General features: G+C 73.3%; 21 protein-coding genes. 11 read left to right on the top strand and 10 right to left on the bottom strand.

Annotated features, from left to right (window positions below; all coding sequences use genetic code 11):
- The first annotated feature begins 229 nt into the window (after window positions 1-229).
- The 3 genes from IE329_RS40370 (at window position 230) to IE329_RS08000 (ending at window position 4273) form a co-directional block, all read left to right on the top strand.
- Complete coding sequence (locus tag IE329_RS40370; protein ID WP_229927253.1) at window positions 230-1042, top strand: CPCC family cysteine-rich protein; 813 nt, start codon at window positions 230-232, stop codon at window positions 1040-1042.
- Window positions 1043-1104: 62 nt separating this feature from the next.
- The gene (locus IE329_RS08005) at window positions 1105-1743 is read left to right on the top strand and encodes a hypothetical protein (RefSeq protein ID WP_190210125.1); all 639 of its coding nucleotides are present in this window, start codon (window positions 1105-1107) and stop codon (window positions 1741-1743) included.
- Window positions 1744-2164: 421 nt separating this feature from the next.
- Window positions 2165-4273 (top strand): cellulose binding domain-containing protein, encoded by a 2109-nt coding sequence (locus tag IE329_RS08000; RefSeq protein ID WP_190210124.1) that lies wholly within the window; start codon window positions 2165-2167, stop codon window positions 4271-4273.
- Window positions 4274-4660: 387 nt separating this feature from the next.
- Here IE329_RS08000 and IE329_RS07995 read toward each other — a convergent pair whose 3' ends face one another.
- Window positions 4661-7045: a glycoside hydrolase family 9 protein gene (locus tag IE329_RS07995; RefSeq protein WP_268257263.1), complete on the bottom strand. Its 2385-nt coding sequence runs from the start codon at window positions 7043-7045 to the stop codon at window positions 4661-4663.
- Between the two features lie 643 nt (window positions 7046-7688).
- Window positions 7689-8789 (bottom strand): calcium:cation antiporter, encoded by a 1101-nt coding sequence (locus IE329_RS07990; RefSeq protein WP_190210122.1) that lies wholly within the window; start codon window positions 8787-8789, stop codon window positions 7689-7691.
- A 195-nt stretch (window positions 8790-8984) separates the two neighbouring features.
- On the opposite strand from IE329_RS07990, the gene IE329_RS07985 reads away from it, so the two are divergent.
- From IE329_RS07985 to IE329_RS07970, 4 genes are all read left to right on the top strand, one after another.
- A complete protein-coding gene (locus tag IE329_RS07985; protein ID WP_190210121.1) occupies window positions 8985-9938 on the top strand; it encodes a 2-hydroxyacid dehydrogenase in 954 nt (317 codons plus the stop codon).
- A 155-nt stretch (window positions 9939-10093) separates the two neighbouring features.
- The gene (locus IE329_RS07980) at window positions 10094-10930 is read left to right on the top strand and encodes an SDR family oxidoreductase (RefSeq protein WP_190210120.1); all 837 of its coding nucleotides are present in this window, start codon (window positions 10094-10096) and stop codon (window positions 10928-10930) included.
- Window positions 10931-10996: 66 nt separating this feature from the next.
- Complete coding sequence (locus IE329_RS07975; protein WP_190210311.1) at window positions 10997-12415, top strand: cytochrome ubiquinol oxidase subunit I; 1419 nt, start codon at window positions 10997-10999, stop codon at window positions 12413-12415.
- Window positions 12412-13431, top strand: coding sequence for a cytochrome d ubiquinol oxidase subunit II (locus tag IE329_RS07970; protein ID WP_190210119.1), 1020 nt, complete (start codon window positions 12412-12414; stop codon window positions 13429-13431). Before IE329_RS07975 ends, IE329_RS07970 begins: the two co-directional genes overlap by 4 nt.
- 82 nt (window positions 13432-13513) lie before the next feature.
- On the opposite strand, the gene IE329_RS07965 is transcribed toward IE329_RS07970, so the two are convergent.
- From IE329_RS07965 to IE329_RS07945, 5 genes are all read right to left on the bottom strand, one after another.
- Complete coding sequence (locus IE329_RS07965) at window positions 13514-13906, bottom strand: DUF7144 family membrane protein (RefSeq protein ID WP_190210118.1); 393 nt, start codon at window positions 13904-13906, stop codon at window positions 13514-13516.
- Window positions 13907-14162: 256 nt separating this feature from the next.
- Entirely contained in the window at window positions 14163-15986 is a 1824-nt protein-coding gene (locus IE329_RS07960) for a glycoside hydrolase family 15 protein (protein WP_190210117.1), read from the bottom strand.
- A gap of 73 nt (window positions 15987-16059) precedes the next feature.
- A complete protein-coding gene (locus IE329_RS07955) occupies window positions 16060-17424 on the bottom strand; it encodes a glutamate decarboxylase (protein WP_190210116.1) in 1365 nt (454 codons plus the stop codon).
- 265 nt (window positions 17425-17689) lie between these two features.
- Entirely contained in the window at window positions 17690-18226 is a 537-nt protein-coding gene (locus IE329_RS07950) for an NUDIX hydrolase family protein (RefSeq protein ID WP_190210115.1), read from the bottom strand.
- 197 nt (window positions 18227-18423) lie between these two features.
- Entirely contained in the window at window positions 18424-19116 is a 693-nt protein-coding gene (locus tag IE329_RS07945) for a TetR/AcrR family transcriptional regulator (protein ID WP_190210114.1), read from the bottom strand.
- Between the two features lie 53 nt (window positions 19117-19169).
- On the opposite strand from IE329_RS07945, the gene IE329_RS07940 reads away from it, so the two are divergent.
- Window positions 19170-20288, top strand: coding sequence for an FAD-dependent oxidoreductase (locus IE329_RS07940; RefSeq protein WP_190210113.1), 1119 nt, complete (start codon window positions 19170-19172; stop codon window positions 20286-20288).
- A gap of 220 nt (window positions 20289-20508) precedes the next feature.
- Window positions 20509-21888, top strand: coding sequence for a serine hydrolase domain-containing protein (locus IE329_RS07935; RefSeq protein ID WP_229927252.1), 1380 nt, complete (start codon window positions 20509-20511; stop codon window positions 21886-21888).
- A 117-nt stretch (window positions 21889-22005) separates the two neighbouring features.
- On the opposite strand, the gene thpR is transcribed toward IE329_RS07935, so the two are convergent.
- Entirely contained in the window at window positions 22006-22623 is a 618-nt protein-coding gene (gene thpR / locus IE329_RS07930) for an RNA 2',3'-cyclic phosphodiesterase (RefSeq protein ID WP_190210111.1), read from the bottom strand.
- 125 nt (window positions 22624-22748) lie between these two features.
- Window positions 22749-23549 (bottom strand): DUF2182 domain-containing protein, encoded by an 801-nt coding sequence (locus IE329_RS07925; protein WP_190210110.1) that lies wholly within the window; start codon window positions 23547-23549, stop codon window positions 22749-22751.
- A gap of 379 nt (window positions 23550-23928) precedes the next feature.
- On the opposite strand from IE329_RS07925, the gene IE329_RS07920 reads away from it, so the two are divergent.
- The gene (locus IE329_RS07920; RefSeq protein WP_190210109.1) at window positions 23929-24582 is read left to right on the top strand and encodes a DUF1326 domain-containing protein; all 654 of its coding nucleotides are present in this window, start codon (window positions 23929-23931) and stop codon (window positions 24580-24582) included.
- Window positions 24583-24641: 59 nt separating this feature from the next.
- On the opposite strand, the gene IE329_RS07915 is transcribed toward IE329_RS07920, so the two are convergent.
- Entirely contained in the window at window positions 24642-25382 is a 741-nt protein-coding gene (locus IE329_RS07915; protein WP_190210108.1) for a dienelactone hydrolase family protein, read from the bottom strand.
- Window positions 25383-25622: 240 nt separating this feature from the next.
- Here IE329_RS07915 and IE329_RS40365 point away from each other — a divergent pair, with 240 nt between their 5' ends.
- On the top strand, window positions 25623-25745 hold the full coding sequence (locus IE329_RS40365; RefSeq protein WP_308438352.1) for a hypothetical protein: 123 nt from the start codon (window positions 25623-25625) through the stop codon (window positions 25743-25745).
- The last annotated feature ends 148 nt before the right edge of the window (window positions 25746-25893 follow it).

Raw genomic sequence — 25893 nt, 5'->3', positions numbered from 1 at the left:
CCCCGGACGGCCGGGGATTCCGCACGGGCGAGAGCGCCGGATGACGCTGCTCGGCTAACCCCGGGACACCGTATGCGAACAGTGCGGTGGATCGTCCGCGCCGGGGAACCGGATCCTTCGATGAGGTGACGGCATTAGCCCGGTCGGCCACCGGCCCGGCCGGGCGACGGGTGCCCGTCGCCCGGGAAACGGGTGGCCGCCGATGGCCGCTCCGGTGAAGACTGGCGCGATGGACACCCGCCGGCCCTGCCCCTGTTGTGGCCGTCTCGTCTTCGACCTGGCGGAGGGATGGCCCGGTTCAGGCATCAACTGCCCGGTCTGCCACTGGGAGGACGACGCGGCGCAGCTCCGGTGGCCGCTCATGCCGGGCGGCGCCAATCAGGTCCCCCTGGTCCAGGCGCAGCGGAACTTCCAGGAGATCGGGGCCTTCGACCACCCGGGCCTGCGGTTCGTCCGGCCCCCCGCGGCCGACGAGCCGACGGCTCCTGGCTGGCGCCCGGTCGATCCGGCCAACGACGTCTTCGAGGACTGGCGGGACGAGGATCACCGATCGTTCCCCGATGACCCGTCAGCCTTGTGCTGGTGGCTCCCCTCCTTCTGGGGGCTCCCCGCGGACCCCGATCCGGCACCGGGCCGGCACGTGGTCGTCGACGTCGGCCAGGTGCGGAGCGAGCGCGACCTGCACGCCGTCCTCAAGCGCGAGCTCGGCTTCCCCGCCTTCTACGGGATGAACTGGGACGCGTTCCGGGACGCGGTCACCGGTCTCGTCGCGATGCCCGACAACCTGACCTTCGTCCACTGGGCCGAACTGGAGCTCCGAGCACCGTCAGCGGCCGCCCTGCTCCGTCGGCTGCTGACCGAGGCCCGTGCGTTCGCCCTCGCCCACGGCGTCGGCTTCAACGTCGGCTACGACCAGGACGACCGGCAGGACCGAGGGGGCTCGGTACCTTCGGCCGGCACTGAAGGGTCATCGGATCCTGGCGGCCGGCCGCGTACATCGGACACGCCGGAACCGATTCGGCGCACCGCAGTGTCCTGCTGATCGAAGCCGATGCAACAACGGGGGGAACCACGATGGCCCAGAACCCTGCACGGACTGCGGCAATGCGTACCGCTCTCGTACTCCTGCTCACAGGCTCCGCCGCCTGTACGTCCGGCGCGACCGACCCGGCGGGTCCGGTGCGGTCGGCCGGCCCCACCTCCTCGGCGGCTCCCGCCGTGCCGACGCCGCCCGGGTTCCCGCAGGAGGCACAGCGACTGGCCCTGGAGGCGGCCGAGCGGGCCGGCCGGCCCGCCGTCGAAGGCTCGGTGGTGCCCCTCAGGTGGAACGACGTGGAGGTGCCTCAACTGCTCTGGCTGTCCGAGGGGGACGGTGGCATCTGCAAGGCCCAGTCCTACGACGGGTCGACCTTCTCGGTCGGGTGCGACAAGGAGTCGGACATCATCGCGGCCCCCTCCCCCGGGTTGCAGATGATCATTTCGTCCAGCCTGAACGACCGCGGCGACAGCTGGAACGGCCTGCTGCTGGCGAGCGGCGAGACGTTGGAGGAGATCTCCTGCGGGCCGCAGCACTTCCCCACCCACAAGGTCCTGGCCGTGACGATCGGCGGAGTCGCCCGCACCGCGTACTCCGTGACCTACCCCAGGGGGCTGGGGGGCACCTACCGTGCCACCGTCGAACGGGCCGGCCGGCAGGTGCCGGACACCGTCGAGGTGCACGCCGAGGGCCCGGCGCAGTGCTGACGGCCCCTTCGAGGTGAGCCCCCGGACGCTGTCTCCGGCCGGCACGGCGAGTCTGGTGCCGCCACCGAGAGCGCGCGGGAAGTCCGAACGGGTGAGCGGCAGTTGACAGCGGTGCCGACCTGGGCGGGGGGCGGCCGGGTCCGGCGCGGATGCCGCCGGCCCGTGGGGCGGCCGGCTCCCGCGCCGGGACCGTCCTGCGTTCAGGCGTGTCAGGAAGATTGACATGACCGGCGCACCCCTCCCAATATGGGAGCGCTCCCACGCTCGCTCCACCCGTACTCCACCCATGCTCCAACCCGCGCCCCACCGTCGCACGGCCGGTCACGGCCCACGCGGCGCGGCGCACCGCACAGTTCCCCGTCCATCGTCCGGCTCCGCGGCGTGGCCACGGACCGGCGTTCCACCCGGGAGGAACTCCCCCATGCTGTTCCGCAGGAGACCAGACCGGCTCCGCCGCCCCCTCGCCGTGACGGCCTCGGCCGCCCTGGCCGTGGTGGCCGCGGCCCTGCCGCTGTCCACCCCCGCCGCCGCGGCCGACCCGGCCGCCACCGGCGACACCACGGTCACGGTCAACACGAGCGCGGGCCTGGGCACCGTCAGCCCCACCGCACTCGGCGCCAACACCGCCATCTGGGACTCGTCCATGAACGACCCCCAGGTGACGTCCCTGTACCGGGCCGCCGGGATCGGCGCCCTGCGCTACCCGGGCGGCTCCTACTCCGACATCTACCACTGGGTCGACAACACCGCACCCGGCGGCTACGTCGCCCCCGGCACCGGCTTCGACGCCTTCATGGGGACGGTGCGGGCCTCCGGGGCCCAGCCGGTCCTGATCGCCAACTACGGCTCCGGCACGGCCCAGGAGGCCGCGGACTGGGTCCGGTACGCCAACGTCACCAAGGGCTACGGGGCGAAGTACTGGGAGATCGGCAACGAGATCTACGGCAACGGCGTCTACGGCAACGGCTGGGAGAACGACACCCACGCCGACAAGACGCCGGACCAGTACGCCAGGGAGGTCAAGGCGTACGCCACGGCCATGAAGGCCGTCGACCCCACCGTCAAGATCGGCGCGGTGCTCACCATGCCCGGCAACTGGCCGGACGGGATCGTGGCCGCCGGCGACACCGCCGACTGGAACCACACCGTGCTCGCCGCCGTCGCCCACGACATCGACTTCGTCAGCGTCCACTGGTACCCCAACGCCAGCGACGGCGACCAGTCGCTGGCCGCCGTGCAGCAACTGCCCGGTGAGCTCCGCGAGGTGCGCGACCTGGTGGACCGGTACGCGGGGGCCGACTCCGCGAACATCGGCATCGCGATGACCGAGGTGAACTCCAACTCCGGCAGCGGCGCCTTCACCAGCCGCCCCAACGGCCTGTTCGCCGCCGAGGCCATGATCACGGCGCTGGAGAACGGCGTCTTCACCGTGGACTGGTGGGACACCCACAACGGCGCGGGCGCCATCACCACCGTGGGCGGCGAGACCGACTACGGCGACATGGGCATGCTGTCGAACGGCAGTTGCACCGGCAGTGTCTGCGAGCCCGCGGTGAACACCCCGTTCGCGCCGTACTACGGCATCAAGGCGCTGGGCGCCCTCAGCGACCCGGGCGACAGCATGGTGGCCTCCGGCACCTCCGGGTCCGAGGTGTCGTCGCACGCCGTGCTCCGGGCCGACGGCGACCTCAGCGTCCTGCTGCTGAACAAGAGTTCCACCGCCGCGCACACCGTGGACCTGCGGTACCTGGGCTTCACCGCCGCCTCCGGGGCTCCCTCGGTCCAGCGGTGGGCGCCCGGTGACGAGGGCCTGGTGGACGCGACCGGTACCGCCACGTCCTCCTCAGCGACCCTGGCCCCGTACTCCATCACCGTGCTGACCGTCCACCCGCAGCCCGGCACCGGCTCGTCCGCCGCCACCGTAGGTGCTCCCGGCGCACCGCGGACCAGCTCGGAGGGCGCCGGCACCGTCACCCTCAACTGGCCGGCCGCCGCCGGCGCGGTGGACAAGTACGAGGTCTACGAGCAGCTCGGCACCACCGTCCAGTCGCTCGGCACCTCCACCGGCACCTCCGCCACGCTCCACAACCTGCCGCCGGGCACCCGGCACACGGTCAACGTGCTGGCCCGGGACCAGGCGGGGCGCCTCTCCCGGCCCTCCGTCCCGCTGACCTTCACCACCGGCACCCCGAACGACAGCACCTGCACCGTCTCGTACCGGCTGACCGCCGGCTGGGGCAACGGTTTCGTGGCCGGCGTCGTGGTGAGCAACCTCGGCCCGGCGGACATCAACGGCTGGACGCTGGACTTCGACTGGCCGTCCACCGGACAGTCCGTCAACTCGTGGTGGAACGCGAACATCACCGCTGCGGGGCAGCACGTCCGCGTGACCAACGGCGCGTACAACGCGCGGCTCGCGCCGAACGGCGGCAACTCCGCCGACTTCGGCTTCGTCGGCGGCAACAACGGCGCCAACCCGCCCCCGACGGTCTTCAGGCTGAACGGAACGGTCTGCCGGACCGTCGTCTGACCAACCCCGCCACCCCGGGCCGAACTCACGCGCCCGGGGTGGCGGGTGGGTCAGGGCTGCGGAGACGGGACGATCTGGTGGAGGCGGCACGCGTCGGCCCGGCCCGGGGCCGGCCTTCGGCGTCGACCGCCGGCGGGACCGCGGCGATGTGCCGTCGGCAGGCACACCCGGCCCCGGGGCCGGCCGGGCCGCCGGGCGCCCCTCGGCGGCGGCCCGGCCGGCCGGGCGGCGACCGACCTCACGCACCGGGCGGCGCGGCCGGCCGCTCCGGGGCCGCCCGGCGGCCGCGGCCTGGCGGTTCCGCCCGTGCGCCGTGCGGCCGGCGCGGCGCAGCGCGGTCCGGCCTGCTCCCCGAGCAGGCCGGACCGCGGACGCGGGTGCTGACCGTCAGCCGGTGCAGGCCTTCCCGTTGAGGGTGAGGGCGGGTGCCGCGCCGGGTGCCCCGTTGGCCTGGAAGCCGAAGGAGGTCGAGCCGCCGGCCGGGATCGCGGCGTTGTAGCCCGCGTCCTTGGCGGTGACGGCGGCCCCGGACTGGGTGACGGTGGCGCTCCAGGCGTTGGTGACCGCCTCACCGGCCCGGAAGGTCCAGCCCAGCGTCCAGCCGGCGACCGGCGTGGTACCCGTGTTCTTGAGGGTGACCGTGGCGGTGAAGCCGGACCCCCAGCTGTTGACCGCGTACGTGACGGCGCAGCCGGTGACCGACCCGGTCGGGCTGCCGCTCGGCGACGGCGAGGCGGACGAGCTGGGCGACGGACTCGGCGACGGACTCGGGCTCGACGACGGGCTCGGGGAGGGAGACGGGCCGGAGGACGGCGAGGAGGACGGCGAGGACGACGGCGACGGGGTGGAACCGTCGGGCAGCGCACCCCACTGCTTCACGCCCTTGTCGAGCAGCACCAGGTTCGCCGCGTCGACCGGCGCCTCGCCCGGGGTCTTGCCGATGCTCTGGTACGACCAGTCGTTGGACGGGTCCCAGGCGCCCGAGGAGGCGATCCGGAACTGCACCTCCTTGCGGTACGCCGACTGCCCGGCCGGGGCGATGACGGTGTTGGAGCAGTCGACGGACACGTAGTAGACGGACCCGGAGAACTGGGTCGGCCCGCTGATCGCGCCGCACTGGTTGTAGTTGGTGGTGAGCGTCAGCTGGCTCGGGCTGACGCCCGGCTCCAGGGTGAAGTAGTAGCGCAGTTCGGCGTTCTTCATCGCACGGGCCGGCCAGGCCGACTTGTTGATGAGGTAGGCCTTGACCTCGGTGAACGTGGTGCCGGTGGTGTTGAGGCCGGCCTGCACGGACATCTCCGGCCCGTCCGGGGTCTCCTTCGCGGGGAAGGAGACGGGGGACAGCGGGCTGCCGCCGTACTCCTTGTAGAGGCGCGCGAGCGCCCCGGTGAAGGCCGCGTTGTAGTCGGTGGCGACCTCGTTGTTCGTGTAGTTCGAACGGTCGTCGGTGTAGGAGTCGTCGGCCGAGCTGGGACCACCGACCAGGGCGCCGACCAGCAGGTGCCGGCTGTTGGCGGGGCTGGTGAGCTGGTCCGTCCAGGAGCCGTGGGCGGTGCGGTGGTGCGGGTTCTTCGGGGAGTTGTCGCCGAAGCCGATCAGGTAGCTGGATCTGCGGGGGTTGTCGCCGAGCGCGTAGTTGACCTGGCGGACGGCGAAGTCGTGGTAGCGGGCCTTGCGGGTGTCGTCGCCGGTGATGCCGTCCGAGTACACCAGCGCCACGAAGGCGGTGTTGGCGGCGTAGCGGAGCGATCCCCACGAGTCGAGGACGGCCTCGCCGCCGGGCGAGTACCGGACCTTGGCGCCGTCGACGCCGACCGTCCACCAGTCGAGCCAGCGGTTGGCGTCGTCGATGTACTGCTGCTTGCCGGTGAGTTGGGCGAGCAGGACGTACGCGCCGTAGGACTTGTCGTCCCAGGCGATGGTCCACTTGTAGGAGCGGGTGCTGGTCTGCGGCTCGGTGGAGAGGTTGGCGTAGGAGGCCTCGGCCTTGGCGAGGTAACTCGCGTCACCGGTGGCCTTGTACAGCCAGATCGCTCCCCAGACCAGCTCGTCGTTGTAGCCGCTCCAGGAGTTGTAGTAGCTCTTGGCGTCGGTGATGCAGTCCGAGTACTTGCCGCGGTAGGTGTCGGCGAAGCTGTAGAGCTGCTTGGCGTGCGTCAACAGGGTGGCGGCGTAGGCCGGGTCGCTGTCGGCGAAGACCATCGAGGAGGAGGCCATCGCGGCGGCCGTCTCGCCGGCGAGGTCGGAGCCCGCGCAGGAGGCGTCGATCTTGTACGACGGGCGTGCCATCGGCAGCACCTCGGCGGAGCCCCACCACTTGTGGTCGTCGGTGCCGTTGCCGACCTGTCCGTAGAGGACGTTCGGGGCGGGGTGCGCCTTGATGAAGTAGTCGTTGACGAAACGCAGGCTGTTCTTGAGGTACTGCATCTGGCCGGAGTCGGTGTACCCCTGCTTCTGGGTGATGCCGCCCCAGGCCAGCATGGTGGTCGAAGCCGCCATCGGCAGGCCGAACTTGACGTGGTCACCGGCGTCGTACCAGCCGCCGGTGAGGTCGAGGCCCGCGTCCTTGCCGTCGTCGAGCGCGGAGTCGCCGCGCCAGCTCACCCGGTTGGTGGCCGGCAGCCTGCCGGACTGCTGGGCCTCGTAGAAGAGCACCGACTTCTGCAGCGCCTCACCGTAGTTGAAGGCCGGTGCGGCGGCCTGGGCGCTCCCGCCGTGCAGCGGCAGCAGCAGGCCGGCGGCGAGGGCGGCGGTGAGGGCGAATCCCACCACACCCCGGTCGGTGCGGCGGCGACGCCGTGGCGGGGCGGGGAGGAGTCGGCCGGGTGGGGGTTCGACGGGGTACGACATGGCGTCCTTCCGGGACGACGGGGTGGGGGCGCCCGGCAGGCAGGAGTGGTTCACGGCGCCGGACGTGGGGGGGGTTGACGGAGCGACGGGCATCGGGCCGGGCGGGTGCGCCGGAGGCGGGTGGGTGCGGGCATGCCGGAGGTCCGGCCGGCGGGCGGCCGGCCACGCGGGCGGGGGCGGGTGGGGGCGCGCCTCGGGTCCGTACGGGGGTGGGGGCGCACGGACCGGTGACGTGCTGGGCCGGACGTCCCGCGGCGGAGGTGACCGGCGCGGGAAGTCCTCCGCCTCAACCGTGGGAGCGCTCCCACGCTACGGTGGGACGCAGCACCTTCAGGTAGGGGCAGCGCCGTCCATGGTGTCGGGGGGACCTACACATGTCAATGCGCTGCGCAGGAAGGGAGTTCGGAACGGCAGGCACCGCATCGCGGCGGCCGTAGCCCGGGCACCCGGGGGCGGCGGCAGGCACCGCAGGGCACCGCAGCGTCCGGCACCACAGGGCACCGCAGGCCCCCGGCCGGGCACCCCGGCGACGCGGGCAGGTCGGGGCCGGGGCGCCCCCGGCCGGTCAAGGACTGACCGCGAGCACCAGGTACGCCGCGAGCACCGACAGGTGGACGGCCCCCTGGAGCGGTGTCGCCCGGCGCGGGATGACCGTCAGCGTGCCGATCGCCACCGTCAGCGCCAGCAGCACCATGTGCGTCGGGCCGAGCCCCAGGACGAGCGGGCCGCTGAGCCACACCGAGGCCACCGCCACCGCGGGTACGGTCAGCCCGATGCTCGCCAGCGCGGAGCCGAGCGCCAGGTTGAGGCTGGTCTGCACCCGGTTTCCGACGGCCGCCCGCAGCGCCGCGATGGTCTCCGGCAGCAGGACGAGCAGGGCGATCACCACACCCACCACCGAGGCCGGCAGGCCCGCGTCGGCGACGGCCGACTCGATGGTCGGCGAGACGACCTTCGCCAGGCCGACCACGGCGACCAGGGCCACCCCGAGCAGGCCGAGGCTCGTCAGCGCCTCCCGTGAGCTGGGGAGTTCGCCGTGGTCGTCCTCGTCCAGCAGCTCGCCCTCGGCGGTGACCTGGAGGAAGTAGTCGCGGTGCCGGAGCGTCTGGGTGGCCACGAAGAGCCCGTACAGCCCGAGGGAGGCCACGGCGGCGTAGGTGAGCTGGGCGGTGTTGAACTGCGGGCCCGGCGTGCTGGTGGTGAAGGTCGGCAGCACCAGGCTGAGGGTGGCGAGCGTCGCGATGGTGGCGAAGGCCGCGCCGGTGCCCTCCGCGTTGAAGACGGCGACCCGGTGCCGCAGCGCCGCCAGCAGGATCGACAGGCCGAGGATGCCGTTGCAGGTGATCATGACGGCGGCGAAGACGGTGTCCCGGGCGAGCGTCGCGTTCTTCACCGGCGCACCGGCCATGAGGGTCACGATCAACGCCACTTCGATGATCGTCACCGCCACGGCCAGCACCAACGACCCGAAGGGCTCGCCCACCCGGTGCGCGATCACCTCGGCGTGATGCACCGCCGCGAGCACCGCCCCCGCCAGGAACGCCGCCACCACGGCCACCACCGCACCGGGCAGCGACCGCCCCCAGGTCAGCGCCAGGGTCACCAGCGCCAGCAGGGGCACGGTGACGGTCCATCGGGTGACGCCGGCGCGGATACGGTCGATCATCCGTCGAGCTTCGCACCCCGACCCCGCGGCGGGCGCGGTACGGCGCCGCCCCCGGGGTGTCGCGGTCGCCTTCCCGGCCCGGTCCACCCGGACGGCCCAGCGGCCCGGCCCGCCGGAGCCGCCGACGGGGGAAGGACGGGCGGTCCGGCGGCCCGGGTGATTGCGGCGGCGCCGGACAGCTGTTGGGATCGCCCCATGAGCAGCCCCTCCGCCGTACCCGCCGGGTCACCGGCCGTGCTCCTCCCCTACCCGGCCGAGCAGGTCGGCGCGGCCGGCCTCGCGGCGGCCGTCTGGGACGGCCGGGGCGCCGCGCCGCCCGAACCGGTGCTCCGGTCGGTGGAGTTCTTCGTCGTCCCCTACACCCGGACCGCCGCCGCGCTGCCGCTGCTGGAGCGGATGCCCCGGCTGCGGGCCGTGCAGAGCCTGTCGGCCGGCGTCGACGACCTGCTGCCCTTCGTACCCCCCGGGGTGACGCTCTGCAACGCCCGCGGCGTCCACGACGCGAGCACCGCCGAGCTGGCGGTGACGCTGGTCCTGGCCGCGCTGCGCGGCGTGCCCGGCTTCGTCCGGGCGCAGGACCGCGAGGTGTGGGAGGGCCGCCCCAGCGCCGCGCTCGCCGACCGCACCGTCCTGCTGGTCGGCCACGGGTCGATCGGCGCGGCCGTCGAGGAGCGGCTCGTCCCGTTCGGGTGCGAGATCCTGCGGGTGGCGCGCGGCGCCCGGGACGCTGCGCGCGGCCCGGTCCGGCCGGCGGCCGACCTGCTGGGGCTCGTCCCGCGCGCGGACGTGGTGGTGCTGACCCTGCCGCTGACCGCGCGGACCCGGGGGCTGGTGGACGCCCGGTTCCTGGCCGCGATGAAGGACGACGCGCTGCTGGTCAACGTGGCGAGGGGGCCGGTGGTGGACACCGCCGCGCTGCTGGCGGAGCTGGCGCGCGGCCGCCTCGCCGCCGCCCTGGACGTCACCGACCCGGAGCCCCTGCCCGCCGGCCACCCGCTCTGGCACGCCCCCCGCACTCTGATCAGCCCGCACGTGGGCGGGAACAGCTCCGCCTTCCTGCCCCGCGCGCTGCGGCTGGTCCGCAGCCAGCTGGAGCGCTACCGGACGGGCCTGCCCCTGGAGAACGTGGTGATCGGGCCCGGTCACTGAGGCCGCGTCCGGTACCGGCGGCCGGCCGGTACCCCCGGCCGGGGGACATCGCTGGGCCTGACGGCCGAACGCGCCGCGAGCCTCACCCGGGGTCCAAGACGGCCCGGGCAGGGTGCCTGCGGTGACACGCGGGAACCTACGACGGGAGACGACCCATGGCCTCGGCCTCGGACGCGCGGCGAATCGACCTACCACCCCTGCTGCGCGGCCAGAAGGCGCTGGTCACCGGCGCGAACTCGGGGATCGGCAGGGCCACGGCGATCGGCCTGGGCCGGGCCGGCGCCGATGTGGTCGTGAACTACGTCTTCGGCCGTGAGGCGGCCGAGGAGGTGGTCGAGGAGATCACGTCGTTCGGCGTCCGCGCGTACGCGCACGAGGCGGACGTCTCGGACGAGGACCAGGTCGTCGCCATGGTCGCCCGGATGGTGGAGCAGTTCGGCACCGTCGACGTCCTGGTCGCCAACGCCGGCCTGCAGCGGGACGCCGCCAGCGCCGAGATGACGCTCGCGCAGTGGAACAAGGTGCTGGAGGTCAACCTCACCGGCCAGTTCCTGTGCGCGCGCGAGGCCGCGAAGGAGTTCGTACGGCGCGGCGTGGTCCCGGAGGTGTCCCGCTCGGCGGGCAAGATCGTCTGCATGAGTTCGGTCCACCAGATCATCCCGTGGGCCGGGCACGTCAACTACGCGGCCTCCAAGGGGGGCGTCCTGATGATGATGCAGACCCTGGCGCAGGAGCTGGCCCCGCAGGGGATCCGGGTGAACGCCGTCGCGCCCGGTGCCGTCCGCACCCCGATCAACCGCAGCGCCTGGGAGACGCCCGAGGCGGAGGCCGACCTGCTCAAGCTGATCCCGTACCGCCGGGTCGGCGACCCGGAGGACATCGCCCACGCGGTGACCCTGCTCGCCTCCGACCTGCTGGACTACGTGGTCGGCGCCACCATCTACGTCGACGGCGGCATGACGCTCTTCCCCGGCTTCGCGACCGGAGGCTGACCACCGGTGCACACCGTCACCCGGCTCCTCGCCGACGCCCCGGCCCAACTCCTGCCCGCCCGCCAGATGATGGCGTTCACCCTCGCCTCGCACATCGTGCTGGTGCCGTTCGGGGTGGCCCTGCCGTTCATCACGCTGGTGATGCACCACCGGGGCCTGCGGCGGGCCGATCCGGCCGCCATGCTGCTGGCGCGGCGCTGGTCGGCGGTGATGGCCGTGCAGTTCGCCGTCGGCGTGGTCACGGGCACCGTGCTGTCCTTCGAGTTCGGACTGCTGTGGCCGGGCATGATGGGCCGCTGGGGCGATGTCTTCGGGGTCGGTTTCGGCGTGGAGGCGTGGGCGTTCTTCCTGGAGGCGGTCCTGATCGCCGTCTACCTGTACGGCTGGCGCCGGCTGAAACCGTGGACGCACTTCTGGCTGGGCGTGCCGCTGCCGCTGGCGGCGCTGCTGGGGGCGTTCGGCATCATCGCCGCCAACTCGTGGATGAACACACCGCAGGGATTCACGCTCGACGCGGGCGGGAACCCGGTCGACGTCGACGTCCGGCAGGCGGTCTTCACCCCGATGTTCGGGCCGGAGTACTGGCACTTCGTCGTCGCGATGTTCCTCACCGCCGGCTACGTCGTGGCGGGCGTCTACGCGGTCGGCTGGCTGCGCGGGCGCCGGGACCGCTACCACCGCCTGGGCTTCTGCGTGCCGTTCACCGTCGCCGCGGTGCTGACTCCCGTGCAGTTCTTCCTCGGTGACAACATCGCCCGGCAGATCTACCACAAGCAGCCGGTCAAGTTCGCCGCCGCCGAGCTGGTCTGGGACACCGACACCCACGTCCCCGAGTACCTCTTCGGCCGCCTCCAGGAGGACGGCACCGTCAAGGGCGGCCTCAAGATTCCCCAACTCGACTCCATCCTGGCCGGGTTCACCCCCGACACCCAGGTCACGGGCCTCAGCTCGGTGCCCGCGGCCGACCGCCCCACCGCCACCCAGGCCACCATCGTGCACTGGGCGTTCGACATCATGGCGACCATCGGCAGCGTGCTGATCCTGCTCGCGCTCTGGTACGCCTGGTGCTGGTGGCGGCGCCGTGACCTGCCCCGCTCGCGCTGGTTCTTCCGGTGCGCCGCGGTCGCCGGCGTCGCCAGCGTGGTGACCGTGGAGTGCGGCTGGATCACCACCGAGGTCGGCCGCCAGCCCTGGATCGTGTACCAGAACATGCGGGTCTCCGAAGCCGTCACCCCGACCGGCGCGGCCTCGCTGTGGACGATGTTCGCCGTGGTGGCCGGGGTCTACGTCCTCGTCCTCGGGGCGTTCCTCACCGTGCTGCTCAAGATGCGCACCCGCTGGCGCCTGGCCGGCACCGCCGGCGCGCAGAGCCCGGAGAGCGACACCCCGTACGGCCCGCGCCCCGAACTCGCCACCACCGGGCCCGCGGCCGGGCCGACCACGCCACCGGCCGCCCCCGGACGCACCGGCGAAGGCACCGAGTGACCGCCGACATCCTGGCCTGGGTGCTCCTGCTGGCGATCGCCGCCTACGCCTGCGGCGGCGGTGTCGACTACGGCGCCGGCTTCTGGGACCTGCTGGCCGGCGGCGCCGCGCGGGGCCGCCGGCCGCGGTGGCTGATCGACCACGCCATGGCGCCGGTCTGGGAGGTCAACAACGTCTGGCTGGTCTTCGTGCTGGTGCTGATGTGGACCGGCTTCCCGGACTTCTTCCAGACCGTGTTCACCGCCCTGTGGCTCCCCCTCGCCCTGGCCGCCGTCGGCATGGTCCTGCGCGGCGCCGGCTTCGCCCTGCGCAAGCCCACCCACCGCCTCGCCGCCCGCCGCGTCTACGGCGCCGCCTTCGCCGTCGCCTCCCTCCTCACCCCGTTCTTCCTGGGCACGGTCATCGGCAGCGTGGCGTCCGGGCGGGTCCGGCCCGGCACTGTCGCCTCGGCCGACGCCTGGGCCAACACCACGTCCGTCGTCGCCGGCCTGCTCGCCGTCTGCGCGACCGCCGTGCTCGGCGCGGTCTTCCTCACCGCCGACGCCCGTCGCTTCGGCGCCCACGACCTCGTCGGCTACTTCCGGTGGCGCTCCCGGGCGGCCGTCGCGGCCCTGCTGGTCGTGGCCGCGGCCGGCCTCGTCGTGACCGCGGACGACGCCTCCTACGTCCACCACGGGCTCACCCACGGCTGGGGGCTGCTGCTCGTCCTGCTCTCGGCGGCCGCCGGGGCGGCCACCACCGTGCTGGTCGGGGGCCGCTCCCCCGGCCGGGCCCGCTGGAGCGCGGTCGCCGCGGTGGCCCTGGCGGTCGGCGCCTGGGGCGTCGCCCAGCGGCCCTACCTGGTGCCCACTTCGCTGACCGTCCGGCAGGCCGCCGGGGCCGGTGCCACCCTGCAGTGGATGCTCATCGTGTCGCTGGTCGCCCTCGTCCTGATCGGCCCGGCGGTGGCGGTGCTCTACCGCCTCGACACCCGGGGCGTGCTGGAGCCGCTGACCGACGAGGACGTCGCGAGCTGACACCGCCGGCCCCGCGACGGCGGGCCCCGGTGCACCCACGGGCCACGGGCCCGGGCGCGGAGACCCGCCGGCCGGCCGCCGCTCACACCCGTACGCCCTCGACATGATGCGGCTCGGCCAGCAGCCCGTAGATCACCAGCACGGACATGACCATGGTGAACAGCGACCAGTAGGGGAAGGCCGAGATGAACATCATCTGACCCACCAGGCAGAAGGAGGCCAGCACGATGCCGGTGATCCGTGCCGCCCTGACCCCCAGCAGCACGCCCAGGCTGGCCAGTACCTGGGCGATGCCCACGACCACCCAGATCCAGCCCCACGCGGTGTAGTTGAAGATCAGCAGACGATTGCCGTGATTGGCGGTGGTCGCGTAGTAGCCGTGGTCGAGGATCGCGACGAACCCGTTGATGATGTCGAACAGTCCGCTCAGCATCAGCAGGATTCCGGCGAAGGCCACCCAGTGCGAACGCTCCATCGGTGGCACCTGTGTCTGGGAATTCGGAGGAGATGACTGCATGGATCCATCAGAGGCCGCTCGCGCGCCGGGGTGCAAGGCATCGTGAGCCGTTGGTGTCACGCCCCCGGCCCGGTCGCTCCGGGTGTCCCCGGGCCGGCGCGCACGGCACCGCGGTGAGCAGCGCGGGCCGCCCGCGCTGCTCACCGCGGGCGGCCCGCACGTCCGGACCGGAGGCGCCCGGTGGCGGCGCGGCGCCGACCGGCCGGGGCCCGGTTCAGTACCGGGCACGCAGCTTGTCGAGGGCCTCGTCCAGGGTCGACGCCGCCATGATGAGCGACAGGTGGGTGAAGGCCTGCGGGAAGTTCCCGAGCTGCTCGCCGCTGGGGCCGATCTCCTCGGCGAACAGCCCCACGTGGTTGGCGTAGGTGTGCATCTTCTCGAAGGTGTACCGGGCCGGCCGGACCCGCCCGGCCCGGGCCAGGGCGTCGACGTAGAGGTAGGTGCAGAGGCTGAACGTGCCCTCCGAGCCGCGCAGCCCGTCCGGGGAGGCGGCCGGGTCGTAGCGGTAGACGAGACTGTCCGAGACGAGTTTGCGCTCCATCGCGTCCAGCGTGGAGAGCCACCCGGGGCTCTTGGCGGCCAGGAACCCTACCCGGGGGACGAGCAGCAGCGAGGCGTCCAGGACGTCGCCGCCGTAGTGCTGGACCAGGGCCTGCTCGGCCTGGCTCCAGCCCTTCACCATCACCTGTTCGAGGATGCTGTCGCGGGCGACCCGCCAGCGCGGGATGTCGGCGGGACGGCTGAGTTCGATCGCCAGGCGCATGCCCCGGTCGAAGGCGACCCAGCACATGACCCGGCTGTAGGTGAAGTCGTTGCGCCCGCCACGGGTCTCCCAGATGCCCTCGTCCGGGCGGTCCCAGTGGTCGCAGAGCCAGTCGAGGGTCCGGGCGAGGCCCTTCCAGCCGTGGTACCCCAGCTCGGTGCCGACCTCCAGGCCCTCGGCCATCGCGTAGAGGGCCTCGCCGTAGATGTCGAGCTGGAGCTGTTCGGCGGCGGCGTTGCCCGCCCGCACCGGACGCGAGCCCCGGTAGCCCTCCCAGTGGTCCAGGATCTCCTCGGTGAGGTGCGGGTCGCCGTCGACCCGGTACATGATCTGCAGGCGCTCGCCGGGCAGCTCGGCCCGGTCGTGCATCCGGTCGCCCAGCCACTTGGTGAACGAGGTCGCCTCCTCGACGAAGCCGAGGTCGAGCAGCGCCCGGACGGAGAGCGAGCCGTCCCGGATCCACGAGTAGCGGTAGTCCCAGTTGCGCTCGCCCCCGACCTGCTCGGGCAGTCCCATGGTGGCGGCGGCGACCGGGGCGCCTGAGGGGTGGTAGGTCAGGAGCTTCAGCGTGATGGCCGAACGGTTCACCATCTCGGCCCAGCGGCCCCGGTAGCGGGAGGTGTGCAGCCAGTCCTGCCAGAAGTCCACCTCGCGCCAGAGCTTCGACGTGACGTCCTCGACGGTGAGCGGCGGCGGCGCCCCGCCGTCGGCCGCGCAGGTGGTGAACACCGCGGCGGCGGACTCCCCGATGCTCAGGGTGACGGCGCCGCGGACGTCCTGCCCGTCGCGCTCCAGCGGGAAGCTGGCCTGGAGGTGGCCGGTGATCCCGGGCCCGCGGAAGGCCGCGCCCTGCCCGTTCAGCTCCAGCTCGTGCCCGGCCCGGCCGTAGTCGAAGCGGGGCCGGCACTCCAGGACGAAGCGCACGGTGCCGCGCACCGCCCGGATCACCCGCATCAGGCTGTGGCGGTCGGTCGGGGTGCGGCTCGTGTTCGCCGGCATCCAGTCGACGACCTCGCCGACGCCGTCCGGCGACATGAACCGCGTCACCAGCACGCCGGTGTCCGGGTAGTAGAGCTGCTTGCACGACATGTCCGAGCGCTCCGGCGCCAGCCGGAAGTGCCCGCCGCGGTCGTGGTCGAGCAGCGAGGCGAAGATGCTCGGCGAATCGAACCTCGGCGAGCAGAACCAGTTCACCACACCCTGCGAGGACACCAGGGCTGCGGTCTGCAGGTCACCCACCAGGCCGTGATCGGCGATCGGGGGATAGCGGTCCATCAGCGTCCAATCCGGATGGCTACGATGTGCCCACCATCCGACATGCCCGCCGGCCGGACGGCAACTCGGCCCGTCAGTAGCCGGTGCCGCGCTTGACCTGGGCCCGCTCGACGGGGTGGGCCGCCCCCTTGCGGTCCAAGGTGGCGCACGCGTCGGCGATGTCCTGCGTCAGGCGGTCGACCTGGTCCCGGCTCAGGGTCTCCTTGACCAGGGCCCGCAGGATCTTCACCCGCTCCGCGTTGGGCGGGAGCGTGTAGGCCGGCACCATCCAGCCGCGTTCGGCCGAGAGCTGCCAGGCGATGTCGGACTCGTCGTAGGCGTGCTTGCCGGCCAGCCGGAAGGCGACCAGCGGCAGCTGCTCAAGACCGCTGCCGATCACCTCGAAGCGGCCGCTGTCGCGCAGGTTGTCCGCCAGCGCGCGGGCGTTGGTCTGCATCGTCTCCATGACGTAGGTGTAGCCCTCGCGACCGAGCCGGACGAAGTTGTAGTACTGCGCGAGCACCATCGAGGCACCGGTCGAGAAGTTCAGCGTGAACGTCGCGTCGGTCTTGCCCAGGTAGTTCTCGTAGAACACGAGGTCCTGGGCCAGGTCCGACTCCTCACGGAAGACCAGCCAGCCGATGCCGGGGTAGACCAGACCGTACTTGTGCCCCGAGACGTTGATCGACCGGACCTGCTCCAGCCGGAAGTCCCACTTCGAGTCCGGGTAGAGGAAGGGCCACACGAAACCGCCGCTGGCACCGTCGACATGGATCGGGATGTCGAGGTCCCGCTCCTTGCGGATCCCCCGCAGGAGCTTGTCGATCCCGACGACGTCGTCCATGTGGCCGGTGAACGTGGTGCCGACGACGGCGACCACGCCGATGGTGTTCTCGTCGAGGTGGGGTTCCACGTCCTCCGGGCCGATCGTGTACTTGTCCTCGGCGAGCGGGACGATCCGCGGCTCGACGTCGAAGTACCGGCAGAACTTCTCCCAGACGACGTGGACGTCACCGCCGAAGACCAGATTGGGCCGCTCGGCCGACAGGTTCGCCGCCTTGCGACGCTCCCGCCACTTCCACTTCAGCGAGAGCGCGCCGAGCATGATCGCCTCGGACGAACCCTGGGTCCGGCACCCGGTCGTCCTGCCCGGGGCGTGGAAGAGATCGGCCAGCATCCGCACACAGCGCTGCTCGATCTCCGCGGAGATCGGGTACTCGGCGTGGTCGATGAAGTTCCGGTGGAGGTTCTCGGCGATGATCCGCTGCGCCTCCGGCTCCATCCACGTGGTGACGAACGTGGCGAGGTTGCGCTGCGGGTCGCCCTCCATGACGAGGTCCTCGTCCACCAGCCGCATGGCGTCCGTCGCGGTCATGCCGTTCTCCGGAAAGGTCTCCGAAGGTGCGGGCACGGTGAGGAAGCGGTTGCCGAACAGGATCCCGGGGTCACTCTTGCTCATGCGGGCGACTCAACCACCGCGGGCCCGGGGCAGGGCCCAGGACTCGTGCGCCCGGCTCGAACGTCACCCGAACGGCTCACGCTTCCGGGCCGGACACGACCTGTCCCCGAGCCGGCGGCGGTCGGCACCGCCCGTTCCGTCAGGGCCGGGCCGCGGCCGGCGGTGCCGCTCAGCCGGGAGGCGGGCAGGCCGAAGCCGGGCACGGCACCGCGGGGGGCAGCCGGTGTGCGCCCGCCGACGGGGCACGGCCGGGGTCGGGCCAGGATCAGGTCAGGCAGCCCACGTGCGCGAGGGCGCGCTTGAGCAGCACGCCCTGCCCGCCGGGCATCTCCTGCTGGACCACGGGCGAGGCGGCCTCCTCGGGGCTGAACCAGACCAGGTCGAGGGCGTCCTGCCGCGGCCGGCAGTCGCCGGCCACCGGAATGATGTAGGCGAGGGACACCGCGTGCTGGCGGGGGTCGTGGAACTCGGTGACGCCCGGGGTCGGGAAGTACTCGGCGACCGTGAACGGCTGGAGCGACGCGGGGACCCGCGGCAGCGCCACCGGCCCGAGGTCCTTCTCCAGGTGCCGCAGCAGTGCGTCGCGGATCCGCTCGTGGTGCAGCACCCGGCCGGAGACCAGCGTCCGGCTGACCGTCCCGTCCGGCGCCATCCGCAGCAGGAGCCCGACCCGGGTGACCTCACCGGCTTCGTCGACGCGGACCGGCACGGCCTCGACGTACAGGATCGGCATCCTGGCCCGTGTGCTCTCCAGGTCCTCGGGAGCGAGCCAGCCGGGCGTGGTTTCCGTCGTGTCAGACATTGACCGATCATACGGTTCCCGGTGCGCCACCGGGCCGAGGACGGGGCTGCGGCACCGTTTCGGGGCGGAGCCGGCCGCCCCGCCCTCGGGCGGGGCGTCAGCACGGGCGAACAGGCGGCCTGTTCACGGGAGCCGGCTCGGGCAGGAGTTCTGGACGCGGCCGGCCGCCGGGGCCGGGAAGGCCGTAGCGCCGGGGCTCACCCCGACGGCAGGGCGAGTCTGGCGGCCACCGCGTCCAGGACCCATTCCAGCCCGGTCGCGAAGGACGCCTCGGCGTCCACGTCCGTACCGTCGTGCACGGCCTTGGCCAGTGCGGGGAAGCGGCCGGTGGCCAGCATTCTCGTCAGCCGCGGGCCGGCGGCGTGCTGCCAGTCGTGCTTGGACAGGCCGGTGGCGCGCTCGGCCCGCAGGTTGGCGATCTCGTGCCTGATCGCGCCGGTGAAGTAGGCGCTGACGGTCTCCACGGCGCGCATCACGGTGTCGACGTCGGCGAGTCCGTCGAGGGCGGACAGCGTGGCCTCGGCCACCACGAGGCCGTTCGGGCCCAGGGCGGGCCGGCCGCCGAGCAGGTCGGCCAGCCATTCGTGGCGGAGCGCGGCCTGCCTGGTGCGGTGGGCGAGGACGCGCAGCGCCTCCCGCCAGTCACCGGGCTCCTCCTCGGGGAGGATCTCGCCGTACACCTCGTCCACCATGAGGTCGAACAGCTCCTCCTTGGTGGCGATGTAGCCGTACAGCCGCATCGGGCCCGCGTCGAGCCGGGCGGCGACCTTCCGCAGGGACACCGCCTCCAGCCCGCCCTCATCGGCCAGCGCGACGGCGGCGCCGACGATCCGCTCCCGGTCGAGCGGCACGGGGCGAGTCGGCGGCTCCGGCCGGTCCCACACAGTCATGGTCACATCGTACTGTTGCCATGCGGCGTATCGGCTCAATACAGTGTATCGACATGAGACACCGCATCGCCGTGGTCGGGGCCGGTCCGGCCGGCCTCGCCTTCGCCCGCGTCCTGCACCGCCACGGCCACCCCGTGACCGTCCTCGAACGCGACTCCGGCCCCGAGGCCCGGCCGCCGGGAGGCACCCTGGACCTGCACGAAGGGCTGGGCCAGCTCGCGCTGGACAAGGCGGGACTGCTGGCGCGGTTCCAGACGCTGGCGCGACCCGAGGGCCAGGCCATGCGCATCCTGGACGCGGCCGGAACCGTCCTGCGTGACTGGCGACCCCGCCCGGAGGACCGGGCCAACCCCGAGATCGACCGCGGGCACCTCCGCGACCTGCTGCTCGGCCCGCTCGACGTCCGGTGGGGCCGGGGCGTGACGGAGGTGCTCCCGGACACCGGGGACGGCACGCTGGTCCGGTTCGCGGACGGACGGCAGGAGACCTTCGACCTGGTGGTCGGCGCGGACGGCGCCTGGTCCCGGGTCCGCCCGGCCGTCTCGCCGGTGACGCCGCACTACACCGGCGTCACCTTCGTCGAAACCTCCCTGGACGACGTCGACACCCGCCACCCCGGCCTCGCCCGGCTGGTCGGCGACGGCTCCATGGCCGTGTACGGCGTGAACCGGGGCCTCGTCGCCCAGCGCAACAGCGGCGGCCACGTCAAGGTGTACGCCCAGTTCCGCGCACCCGTGGACCGGCACGCCGGCCTGGACCGGGCCGACGCGGAGGCCGTGCGGTCGGTCCTGCTGTCACTGTTCGACGGCTGGGCCGCACCCGTCCTCGACCTCCTCCGCCACGGCACCGCCTTCGTCCGCCGCCCCCTCCACGCCCTGCCCGTCTCCCACACCTGGACCCACGTCCGCGGGGTGACGCTGCTGGGCGACGCCGCCCATCTGATGCCCCCGCTGGGCGCGGGCGCGAACCTCGCGATGCTGGACGGCGCCGAACTCGCCGAGTCCGTCGCCGGCTGCCACGGGGCCCTGGACGAGACCGTCCGCGCCTTCGAGGAACGGATGTGGGCACGGGCCGCCCGGTGGGCGTCCGTCACGACGGCCGGCCTGGAACGCCTGGTGAGCCCGGACCCCGCCGAGGCCCTCGCCCTCTTCGACCAGGTCCAGCCGTCCTGACCGCCGGGCACGGGGGCACCGGCGCCGGCCCGGTGGGCACCGCCGATCCACCGTCAGGTGCCGGTGGCGGACGGCGCCACCCCTTCGGGGGCAGGCCGCCCGCCCCGGCGATCACGGCGCCGGCCCGCGCACCTGTCACCCGGCACCGTGGATCTGTTAGAACGTCATAATGTATTCTCGGAAAACTATTCTGCCGCGTTCGGCACCGGCCGCCTCGGGGGTGTCGTCCCGTTCCGTCACCGCCCTGCTGGACCGTCTCGAAGCACGATCCGTCGAATGCCACTCGCTCATGGTCGTGCACCGGGGCCGGGTCGCCGCCGAAGGCTGGTGGGCGCCGTACTCCGCCGACCGTCCGCACCTGCTCTACTCGTTGACCAAGTCGTTCACGTCGATCGCCGTGGGCCTCGCGATCGCCGACGGGCTGCTCTCGCCGGACGACCGGGTGGTGGACGTGCTGCCCGACCACGTCCCGGCCGACGTCTCGGAGCAGGGCCGCCGGATCACCGTCCACCACCTGCTGTCCATGACCGCCGGGCACCCCACGGACAGCCTCGCCGAGGCCTGGGAACTGGAACCCGACGACCTGGTCAGGGGGTTCCTGCGCCTGCCGTTCGCCGTGGCCGAGGGAACCCGGCACGGCTACGACAACTCGACCACCTTCGTCCTGGCCCGGATGGTGGAGCGGGTCACCGGGCGCGGTCTCCCGGAGTACCTCGACGAACGCGTCCTTGAGCCGATGGGCGTCGACCACGCCGAATGGGACCGGGTGCGCGGCGGCGCCGCCTTCGGGTTCCACGGACTGCACCTCACCACCGAGGCCGTCGCCGCCTTCGGCGAGCTGCTGCTGCGTGGCGGGCGCTGGGGCGACCGGCAGCTCGTCCCGCGCGCATGGGTGGAGCTCGCGACCGGACGGCACGTCGACTCGGTGCCGTACAAGGACGACGAATCGCACGACACCGACTTCTCCTGCGGCTACGGCTACCAGTTCTGGAGGTCGCGTCACGGGTACCACGGCCACGGCTCCTTCGGGCAGCTGTGCGTGGTGGTCCCGTCGCACGACCTCGTGGTCGCCGTGACCGCCCAGACGGACGCCCAGGAAATCCTCGACGCCGTCTGGGACTGTCTGTTGCCCGGTCTGGGCCGGGCGGACAGCGCCCAGGACGACGCGGTGCTCGCCGACCGGCTGCGCCGGCTGTCGCTGCCGCCGGTGCCGGGCACGGCCGGCCCGGGGCGGGCGGTCACCGCGACGCTGGACGCCTCCGCCGAGGGCTCGGCCCTGCCCGACGGGACGACGGTGTCCGTCACTCCCGCCGACGGCGGATGGCGGGTCCGCCTGGGGGCGCTCCCCGACATCGGGGCCGGCCACGGCGAGTGGCGGGAGAGCTCCCCGCTCGGCCGGCCGGTCGTCGCGGCCGGAGCCTGGCAGGGCGGCACGTTCGTGGCCGATCTCTACGACATCACCACCCCGCACCGCGTCCGGCTGCTCGTCGACGCCGATGCCGGGACGGCCTCGGCGACCTGGAGCACGCAGCCCCTGACCGGGCCCGACCTGGCGTTGCACCTGCGGGCGCCGCTGATGACGCGACCTGACGTCGGGTAGGAGACACCCGGGCGGACGGCCGGACGGCCGCAAGTCGTGGCGCTCCCGCCGGCGGGCGCCGGGGCCCTTCCCGGGCGACCGCGGGGAGGCGACCGCGGGGAGGCGACCGCCGGTCGGCTACACCTCGGCGGGAGCGCCGTCGCCCCCGTGCCGGACGGCGCCGCCCAGCGGCCAGGCCTCGATGTCGCGGTAGCGGATCGGCCCGGGGCCGCGGCCGATGTTGCTGCCGACCAGATGCAGCCGCTCGGCGCGCCACGGCCGGCCCACGAACCCGGTGAGCCCGGCCGCCGCCTGCGGCACGCTGGTGGGGTCGTCGCGGCGGGAGCGCGCCAACGTCAGATGGGGGCGCAGCGGGCGCTCGCCGAACTCGATCCCGCAGGACCTGACCAGGCCCCGGACCTCGGCGGCGAGCAGGTGCAGGCCGTCCAGGTCGCCGTCGATCCCGCTCCACAGCAGTCGCTCGTCGAAGTGGCCGCCGCCCAGCAGGGCCAGCTCCGGGGCGGGGTACGAGGCGGCCCGGCCGGCCAGCGCCGACCGCAGCGGCGGCACCGCGGTGGACGGCAGTTCGCCGAGGAAGGCCAGGGTGATGTGCCAGTCCTCGATCCGGTTCCAGCGCAGCCGCGGGTACCTGCCGTAGGCCGGCCGCAGGACGTGTTCCAGCTCCTCCTTGGCGTCGTCGGGCGGCGCCAGCGCCACGAAGACGCGCAGGGTCGAGGGCTCGGGGGGAACGTCCACCAGGAATTTCTAGCACCTCACCGACGGCTCCCGGCCACCGGTCCCCGCACCTCGGACGGGCGGGAGCGGCGTGACGTCGACGCCTCCGCTGCCGGCTTCCACGGGTGCCCGCCCGGCCGTGGGCGCTACATCATGTCGCCCGGGGTGAGCCCCGGCAGCAGCCAGCTCTGGAACGGCGCCAGCACGGCGAGCACGAGGAACGCCACCCCGGCGACCCGGGCCAGCTGCGGCCCGCGTCGCCACAGCTTCTCCAGGAAGATCACCACCGCGATCGCCGCCATCGCCGCCACGTTCATCACTCCGAGCGGCACCAGCACCACCATCAGCGCCCAGCAGCAGCCCAGGCAGTAGCTCCCGTGGTGCAGCCCGACCCGCAGGTCCCGCAGCGGCGCCCGGTAGCCCGCGTAACGCATCAGCTGCGCCATCGGGCTGCGGCAGTGCCGCAGGCACACGTACTTCAGCGGGCCCAGCTGGTAGAGCCCGGCCAGGGCGAAGGCCGCCGCGCCGATCCACTTCCCCGCGTCCGGGTCACGCTCGACCAGCCGTCCGGTGAGCGCCAGGCCGCCGTAGGCGAGCAGCCCGAAGGCCGTCCACACCAGCAGATAGCCGCCGAGGAACTCCGTCGTGCGCACCGCCCGCTCGGCGCCGTCGGACTGCCGGCCGATACCACGGGCCCAGGTCACCGCGACCGGAGCCACCGAGGGCAGCATCATGGCGGCCGTCATCGCCAGCCAGAGCACCAGGAACAGCGGCAGCGCCATTCCCATCGTGCCGGGCCCGATCCCCGTGCCCCGGGCCTGCCCGACCGTGAACAGCCAGGCCAGGGCCGCGATCACCATGATCAGGCCCCAGGCGAGGGCCAGTTCCCTCGCGGGCATCAGCACCCCGGTGCGCAGCGGCTGCTTCTCCATCGTGACGGTACGCATGCTGCTCTCCTGCCTGGTCCTTCCAGGACAGCACACCTGCGCCGACGGCAAAACCCGGTCCCGCTCCCGTGCGGCGGCACACCGGACAGCGCCGGTCGTGGGCGGCGAGCCCTCCGGACGGCGAGTCACCGGTTCGGGCAGTTCCTTCCCGTGCGGATCACCGGGGCCGGGCACGGTGGTGGACGCCGGGTCCGGCATGATCCTGGCCCGATCGGCGCGTCGGCGGCGGGCGGCGGGCCGCGCGGGGGTGCCGGGCCCGGCCGAAGTGGCGCATGCTGGAGGTGAGGCCGCTCCGCCGGCGTGGCCCGCGGGCCCCTGGCGCGGGCGGCCCCGTCACTCCTGGAACCACCCGACAGCGGGGGGTGAGGAGGTCGGAGAGATGACCGACGCCATGACCGGCCCGGCCTGGCACCTGGCCGGCGACTGGTTCGACACCTGCAAGTGCGCCATACCCTGCCCCTGCACCTTCGCCCAGCCCCCGACCGAGGGCGACTGCGAGGGCGTGCTCGTCTGGCACATCCGCGAGGGCCGCTACGGGGACGTCCCGCTCGACGGGCTGAACTTCGTGATGCTCGGGTCCTTCACCGGCAACATCTGGGCGGGTGCCGCCACGGACTCGCGCGCCGCCTTCTTCATCGACGAGCGTGCCGACGACCGGCAGCGCACCGCCCTCGGCACGATCTTCAGCGGCCAGGTGGGCGGATGGCCGAAGCAGTTCGGCGAACTCACCACGACCGAGGTGCTCGGCATGGACGCCGCCCCCATCACCGTCGAGATCGGTGACGACCTCCGGGCGTGGAGCGTCGAGATCCCCGGCCGGGTCACCGCCCGCGCCGAAGCCCTGACCGGCCCCACCGCCTCCGAGGGCGGGCGCGTGCAGCTCCACAACGCCCCCGGCGCCGAGGTCGGGCCGGGCCAGGTCGCCACCTGGGGCCGGGCCACCACCGACCAGGCCGACGCCTTCGGCTTCAGCTGGAACCGCAGCGGCAGGTCCAGCAAGCATTTCCCGTTCGACTGGAGCGGCCCTGACTGACCGACGGGCGGTGGCCGGGCCGGCGGCCCCATCGTCCGCCGCCGGCCCGGCCGTCCGGCCTACTTCAGGTGGCGGGCGAAGAACCGCGCCCCCGGTTCGAGTTCGAACTGCGGCACGCCGGTGTGCCCGCCCATGTTGGCGTGCAGGGTCTTCTCCCGGGAACCGAAGGCGTCGAACAGGTCCAGGGCCGCCTGCCGGTCGTTCCCCTCGTCGTCCCACTGCAGCAGGACCTGCAGCGGAACGGTGACCCGGCGGGCCTCCTCGAACATGGCGGCGGGAACCAGGCTGCCGGCGAAGAACCCGGCGGCCCGGATGCGCGGTTCGGCCACCGCCAGCCGGATGCCGACGGAGATGACTCCCCCCTCGTACCCGACCGGGCCGCCGATCCCGGGCAGCGCGAGGAGGGCGTCCAGGGCCGCCTGCCACTCCGGGACCGCCCGCTCGACCAGCGGGAGGACGAGGGCGTCGACGATCTCGCCGGGGACGGGCCGGACGCCGGTCTCCACCGCCCGGCGCAGGTCGGCGCGGGCCTGTTCGGCGGCGGGCCAACGGGGCCGGTCCCCGCTGCCGGGGAGTTCGACGGTGGCCGCGGCGAAGCCGTGCTCCGCCGCGTAGTACCGGGCCCGCCCCGCCAGCCGGGGGTACATCCGGTCGAGTCCGAGCGGGGGGTGGCCGATCAGGATCAGCGGCGCGGGTGCGGACGTGGTCGCGGGCGTCCAGAGGATGCCGGGGATGTCGCCGAGGGTGAACCGGCGCTCGACGACGCCGTCTTCGAGACGCTGTTCAGCAGTGAAATGCATGGTCGTGCCTTTCGGGAGTGCTCATGAACGGCGCTCCCGGACGACCTATCGCCCGGCCATGACTCCGGAGGGGAGCACCCATGTCGATACTGCGTTCACGGGTACCACCTCCTCTTTCTCTCGCACGGCCTCCGGAAAAGTAGCAGTGGCCGCCGCCGTCCGCAAACGGGTTTTCGCCGGCCCGCCGGCCGAACAAGAACGCCCGGGACAGCCTCGACGCTGGGCCTGCCCTACTACTACGTGGGGTACGGCAACGGTGCCGGCTGGGGCACCCGGTGCGACGGCGGCCACCATGCCGCCTGCTGGGCCCAGGACCCGGTGGACTACGTCCCCCGGCCGGAGCGGGGCTTCGCCGCCGCCTGACCGGTCCGGGCGGCCGGTCCGGTAGCCGGTCCGGGCGGCCCTCTCACGAGGGGCGCCCCCGACCGGGCCCGCCACCCCCGGCGCGGCCCGCTCACCGCTCACCGCTCACCGCCGGGCCGCCTCCTCCGGGTGGCCCGGCGGTGAGCGG

It is taken from the genome of Kitasatospora indigofera, from assembly GCF_014655955.1.
Taxonomy (GTDB): Bacteria; Actinomycetota; Actinomycetes; order Streptomycetales; family Streptomycetaceae; genus Kitasatospora; species Kitasatospora indigofera.
The sequence above is the reverse complement of the archived record's forward strand: the minus strand, read 5'-3'. Positions and strand labels throughout refer to the sequence as shown.